This is a genomic window from Brunnivagina elsteri CCALA 953 (assembly GCF_002289455.1).
Taxonomy (GTDB): Bacteria; Cyanobacteriota; Cyanobacteriia; order Cyanobacteriales; family Nostocaceae; genus Brunnivagina; species Brunnivagina elsteri.
The window spans coordinates 1-6074 of record NZ_NTFS01000394.1 but is presented as its reverse complement, the minus strand read 5'-3'; the positions used below and the strand labels follow the sequence as shown (position 1 = coordinate 6074).

The window sequence follows — 6074 nt, the reverse complement described above, 5'->3', positions numbered from 1 at the left end:
GCTAGCCCAGCTAAACCCGCACCTACGATCGCAACTCGCATTCCCAACTTCCCTTATCAGTTTTCTTTACAAACAGTTCATGAATTCACCAATATAATTCGAGGGAAAAATCAAGATTACTTAAAGAATAGCAAGTAATTTAGACACAACATATACAATTAAATAATCCAGCTACTAGAGATTTTGAGATAACAATATCAAAGATAAACCAGGGCAATAATGAACACAAAATGTGGGGAGAAAGACGAGCAAAGTTCAAGCTTTGCCGATCTAGAAGTTACCCAATCGTTAGCGCTACAGTGGGCAAAAAAGTATTTACAAAATCTTGATAGCGATTTCTGCAAACAAGGCAAGGAAGATACGATTAGCCTGAAAGAAGTAGTTTCACAAGAGGGAAGAAAAAATACCGCAAAAAAATTAATGGCATCTTTGCGAACGGTTAGCCACCAAGCTTGGTATAAAGTGGAGATATTGCTATATCAAGAAGCAAAACGCCACAAAATAGACCCAGAGCTACTGAATCCGTGGGAAATAACAGCTGACTCGTTCAATATTTATGGGAAAACTTTGGATGTTTATGCTCAACAAGCACCGTTGCAGCAATTATCAACGTTAATGAGGTTAGCACGTCAGGGGAAACCTTTGTATCAAAAAGCATTGGAGGTTTACACAGAACAAGTTGCACCTAGTCAGTTAGCTACAGTAATCGGTTTAGAGGTTGGAGCTTTGCGAAAGAAATATACTCAACAAGACCCACGAATTATTGGTTTTGTGAGTATGCAATTTCATTACACAAGTCAAATGCTACTCGAAACTTTATCAGATTTAGAGCGTTCTGTACTTGGTGCTTACTTCAAAGCGATTGATGACCACTTATATATGCCACTCCAACGTGCATATGAAGCAGCTGGCAACCATGATTACGATTCTCCGGCTTTGCTCGCAGTCCAAAACCTATTACCAGTAAGTACAGAAATTGCTAAAAAAATAACCGAAAAAATCATTGACTATTACCCTAATTACCGTTGCTCTTCAGGTATTTTAAGCAACCCATTGATAAAATTATCGAGCATTCGAGATGTGGAAATGTTTCAAGTTTACCTTTGGTTAGGAAGCTTAGAAGGAAATGTTTCTGCAATTCAACAAGAATTGTTCCCTTTGTGTATAATCCTTTATCCAACTTTTAATATTCATTGGGAACTAATTCGCCAAATGCTATATTTTTTGGGTCAAGAAATTAAAGAACGTTTAACATCCAAACAAGCCGATACGCTGATGCCATCTTATCAAGTTTTGTGGCAGATGTTTTCGCCCGAAGTCTTTGGAGAATTAGATTTTCGTCAAGTCCCCCATAAATTTGATGATGATTTTGTCAAATAGTTATTTATTTAAAAGTAACAAAAATAACATTGATTTATAAATTTTAGCTGACAGGATTATTTTCATCCTGTTGATAGTTTACTTTGCTGTAATAGTCAGTGTACGATATTTTTCCTGTCACAATAACACACTACAAAGTTGGAATTTTATACTTTATTAGAAAGTGACAAATACTTTGAAAAATCAAAACTGATTGTATTAATGAGAATTCTAATTTAGTGAAAAAATGATATTTTGATTACTTCTCACCACCCTAATTAACTAACGGCTACAAGTGTAAAGTAGAAGCATAACAAAAATGACTAATAAGAAGTGGGCTGTAAAACGTATAACTGTGAATTTAGCGACACAGGAGGCTGAAAAACTTGAACTATATTGCCAGCAAACAGGTAGACCAGCGACGGACGTAATCCGAGAGTTGATTAGAGGTTTGCCAGTACCAGAAGAAGCAAAGTAGGGGAAAGCAAGAGGGAAATACTGAATATTAGTCCCCAATACTGAATACCCAAATCAGAACAACTCGCACTCTTGGACACCAAGCCAGTTACAATTTGTAAAGAAAACTGATAAGGGAAGTTGGGAATGCGAGTTGCGATCGTAGGTGCGGGTTTAGCTGGGCTAGCAACCGCAGTTGATTTAGTGGATGCTGGTTGTGAAGTCGAAATTTTTGAGTCCCGTTCGTTTGTTGGGGGGAAAGCGGGCAGTTGGGTAGATGGTGATGGCAATCATGTCGAGATGGGGTTGCACGTTTTCTTCGGTTGCTATTACCAGCTTTTTAGTTTGATGGAAAAGGTGGGTGCTTTGGATAACTTTTTGCCAAAGCAACATACCCATAATTTTGTCAACAAGGGAGGAAATTTAGGTGCGCTCGATTTTCGTTTTATCACGGGGGCACCTTTGAATGGTTTAAAGGCATTTTTTACCACATCCCAGCTTTCCTCCTACGATAAATTTCGGAATGCGATCGCACTGGGTACAAGTCCGGTTGTTCAAGGTTTGGTAGATTTCGATGGGGCAATGCGAACAATCCGCAAGTTGGATAAAATCAGCTTTGCCGACTGGTTTCGTAGTCACGGTGGTAACAATAATAGCCTCCGTAAGTTATGGGACCCGATCGCATTGGCTTTGGGTTTTATCGACACTGAGAATATTTCGGCACGATGTATGCTGACGATTTTTCAATTGTTTGCGGTGCGTACTGAAGCTTCAAAGCTAAGGATGCTCAAGGGTTCACCCTATGAATACATGCACAAACCCATCCTTGATTATTTGGAAGCAAGAGGTACGAAGATATACACTCGTCGCCAAGTTAGGGAAATCAAGTATGCAGAACTGGATGGACAAACCCAGGTGACGGAGATATCAGTGGCAAATGGCGACACAATAGAAGCGATTACTGCTGATGCCTATGTTGCTGCTTGCGATGTACCGGGAATCCAGCGTTTGTTGCCCGAAGATTGGCGTAAATGGTCAGAATTTGATAATATTTATAAGCTTGATGCCGTACCAGTGGCAACGGTGCAATTACGTTTCGATGGTTGGGTAACGGAATTGCAAGATGGGGAACAGCGTAAACAGCTAAATCATGCTGCTGGAATCGATAATTTGCTGTATTCTGCCGACGTTGACTTTTCCTGTTTTGCCGATTTAGCCTTAACTAGTCCTGCTGACTATTATCGTGAGGGACAAGGTTCGCTAATTCAACTAGTATTAACTCCTGGTGACCAGTTTATTAAAAAAAGTAACGAAGAGATAGTTGAGTATTCCCTGAAGCAACTACATGAATTATTTCCCTCAGCGCGGGAATTAAATGTAACTTGGTCTGGGGTGGTGAAATTAGCTCAGTCGCTGTACCGTGAGGCTCCGGGAATGGATGTTTTTCGTCCTAATCAAAAGACACCGATTCCTAACTTTTTTTTAGCGGGAAGTTATACGCAACAAGATTATATAGATAGTATGGAAGGGGCAACACTTTCAGGACGGCAAGCAGCAAAAGTAATTTTGGAGACTGTTAAAAAGTAAATCGGGAATTGGGCATTGGGAATTGGGCATTGTTATACGGGGAGAGGTTCTTTTACTTAATATTGCCCATTGCCCCATCACCATATATTAAAATCCTAAAAATAAAATGACAGACTGGTTAGAACATACTGTACAAGTCGAAGTCGAGGCTCCAATAGATTTAGTATGGAGTCTGTGGTCAGATTTAGAACAAATGCCACGTTGGATGAAATGGATTGATTCGGTGAAAATTCCTGAAGATAACCCAGAGATATCGGTATGGAAACTGAGTTCTAATGGATTTGAGTTTAGTTGGCGATCGCGCATTCTTAAGCAAATCCCCAATCAAATTATCGAATGGCAATCAATCGATGGCTTACCGAATCGCGGTGCAATTCGATTTTATGACCGCAAAACCAGCAGTATTGTCAAAATGACCATTGCCTACGGTATACCCGGCTTCCTGGGCAAAATCATGGATAATTTATTTTTGGGAAGGATAGTTGAGTCTACCGTACAGGCAGATTTGGAAAGGTTTAAACAATATGCGCTCAATGTCAAAGAGCAAATTTGAGATGTTGATTTTTCCCAGATATTCCTGATTTTGTTTATACTGCGAACGACTTTAACCTTGACTAATATAGAACCCCTCTCCATAGAGCGTAGCCCTCCGGGGAAGCGAGCTACGCGAAGCGTGTCGCTTGCGACTCAGCGCTACCCGCAGGGTACCTCTCCCCGTTGGCGTAAGCCTGCCGTCAGGCATAGCGGAGAGAGGCTTAAGATTAAACTTAGTTTAAGCCGCCTCCCCATATATCCCCGACTTTTTTAAAAAGTCAGGGATATGAATAAAATATCTATTGCTCAACAGGTTGAGGACATGGGGAAGTCTTGGCTTGAGATGATGGTGTTGCTTTGGGTACTTGAGCTACAAGGGCAATACCACCGTCAGCAGTTTTTACCCAACCCTGTGCTTCAATAATTTGGGGAGTGGATTGAGTGGGGAAAGATTTATTTTCTTGTCTCTCTTGTCTTGTTTCCCTTTGCCCTTTTTCCTCACCATCCAAAGTCGCGAGGGGAATACGTGCTGTACCCGATAATGGTTCTAATGGACTTGGTGGTAAACTACCGCGTCCAATGATGGTAAAACTACTTAAAGGTTTTCTCACAGCGTCATAACCTCTGGGGCAAAGCTGACCAATTTGATTACTTATATCAACTACATCATTTGGTAATTCGATTATTCCCTTGGTCGGGTCAATTTCTGGGTTGGTGATGGCAATTTCTCCCTGTATTCCGAGTTCAGAACTTGCGGTAAGAGTAAGCCACAAAATGAATGATCCTGTGTTGTCATGCTGTAGCTTGCTTCCCGCAGGGTGGAACGAAGCATCTACGCGAGATTCTAGCCTGCGGCAACGCGAAGCGCGTACGTTCCTCAGAATGACATTGGGCATTTCTTTCTGTGGAGTTCTCTAATATCCTTGGTTGCGTCTGATGCTTGGGTACGGGGTTCAATCCCGAAAATACCCTGGGTTGTAATGTTAATTTGACCACCTTTTCCGGTGAAGGCATTAGCGGCAATATTACTGTTTTCACCAGGTGCAGCAATGATGAAGGGTATGTTAATTGTAATGTTACCACCATCACCGCCAAATTGTTGAAGTCCTGCGGTAGTGGAAATATTGCTACTGTTGCGTAGAACTAAAAAGTCGTTGATGTCAAGGAAAATATTTCCACCATTCCCTGAGTTAGTTAAGGATGCGATCGCGCTTTTGTTATCTAGTCTGATACTACCAGTGTTGACATTGATATCACTGAAACTGTGAAAAAGATTGCGATCGCGAATCGCTCCACCATTGATTTTATCCCCCAAAACACTGTTAATTAAAACATTGCTATCCAAACGCGATCGCTCTGTACCCAGGGTATTATCTGGAGTAATTTGTGCTGCTGTGGGAAATATTGGTGCGATCGTAAAGACAAAAACAGAAGATAAGATAAATTTTTGCAGATGTTTTGGTGAAATATGCATCGCTAATTTTGGCAAAATCTAGTAAATATGCTCACTAAGTTACATATATCACTATTTCCTGTAGTTTTTACTTATGCACATAGTTATTCGATTTTGGGCTTGAGACTTGGGATTTTAGGGAAAACTTTTCGATTTACTGAAATTGGTACAACACGCAATTCAAAACTCCTATGAGGGGTATCTACCCTCTTCCCCTCAATTGGCTTGAGCAAGTACTATATCGGCTCTACCAAGATAATTAATCGCTATTTTAAAACCAGTAGCAAAATCGATACTATTCTCCAAGTAGAAGAGCAAAACCAAGTCACATCAGCATATTCAGGGATACTTTACTCGCTTCAAGTCAGTAATTTAGTGTCCCTGTTTAGCTTGCTTTACCAAATCTTAACCTGGCTTTACTGAAGATTTAACCTCAAACCTGCTAACTTATTAATAATTCACTTTTTGCTGCAACATTTGAACCCCTTGACTCCCGATATTTACGGGTTTCCAAGGGGATTATTTTTTGGTGTGGGGGATAGGAAAAGAAGAAATATATGAACCTGGATAAAGTCGAATATTTCTTGCGATCGCAAGTTGCACCCAATGCGAATACAATTGATGGTAGTTCCGATGCTTTATTGCTTGCATTGCAGGGGTTGGGAAGTTTAAATTTATTAGCTTT

At 40.5% G+C, this 6074-nt stretch carries 6 protein-coding genes; 4 read left to right on the top strand and 2 right to left on the bottom strand.

Translation table 11 applies throughout. From position 1 onward, the window contains the following. Positions 1 to 219: 219 nt before the first annotated feature. The 4 genes from CK510_RS24760 (at position 220) to CK510_RS24745 (ending at position 3955) form a co-directional block, all read left to right on the top strand. Entirely contained in the window at positions 220 to 1380 is a 1161-nt protein-coding gene (locus tag CK510_RS24760) for a hypothetical protein (protein ID WP_095724211.1), read from the top strand. A gap of 298 nt (positions 1381 to 1678) precedes the next feature. After that, positions 1679 to 1837 (top strand): ribbon-helix-helix domain-containing protein, encoded by a 159-nt coding sequence (locus CK510_RS24755; RefSeq protein WP_095724210.1) that lies wholly within the window; start codon positions 1679 to 1681, stop codon positions 1835 to 1837. A gap of 125 nt (positions 1838 to 1962) precedes the next feature. Then, positions 1963 to 3402, top strand: a complete 1440-nt coding sequence (gene zds, locus CK510_RS24750) for a 9,9'-di-cis-zeta-carotene desaturase (protein WP_095724209.1) — start codon at positions 1963 to 1965, stop codon at positions 3400 to 3402. 106 nt (positions 3403 to 3508) lie between these two features. Then, entirely contained in the window at positions 3509 to 3955 is a 447-nt protein-coding gene (locus CK510_RS24745) for an SRPBCC family protein (protein ID WP_095724208.1), read from the top strand. A gap of 280 nt (positions 3956 to 4235) precedes the next feature. Here CK510_RS24745 and CK510_RS24740 read toward each other — a convergent pair whose 3' ends face one another. Further along, positions 4236 to 4709 carry an S-layer family protein gene (locus CK510_RS24740; protein WP_143289422.1) on the bottom strand — a complete coding sequence of 158 codons (474 nt, stop codon included), beginning with the start codon at positions 4707 to 4709 and terminating at the stop codon, positions 4236 to 4238. Between the two features lie 104 nt (positions 4710 to 4813). Next, positions 4814 to 5410, bottom strand: a complete 597-nt coding sequence (locus tag CK510_RS24735; RefSeq protein WP_095724206.1) for an S-layer family protein — start codon at positions 5408 to 5410, stop codon at positions 4814 to 4816. Positions 5411 to 6074 lie beyond the last annotated feature (664 nt).

Coding starts and splice junctions, on each gene's coding strand:
- CK510_RS24735 (WP_095724206.1), bottom strand. CDS start 5,410: ATGCATATTTCACCAAAACATCTGCAAAAATTTATCTTATCTTCTGTT.
- CK510_RS24745 (WP_095724208.1), top strand. CDS start 3,509: ATGACAGACTGGTTAGAACATACTGTACAAGTCGAAGTCGAGGCTCCA.
- zds (WP_095724209.1), top strand. CDS start 1,963: ATGCGAGTTGCGATCGTAGGTGCGGGTTTAGCTGGGCTAGCAACCGCA.
- CK510_RS24755 (WP_095724210.1), top strand. CDS start 1,679: ATGACTAATAAGAAGTGGGCTGTAAAACGTATAACTGTGAATTTAGCG.
- CK510_RS24760 (WP_095724211.1), top strand. CDS start 220: ATGAACACAAAATGTGGGGAGAAAGACGAGCAAAGTTCAAGCTTTGCC.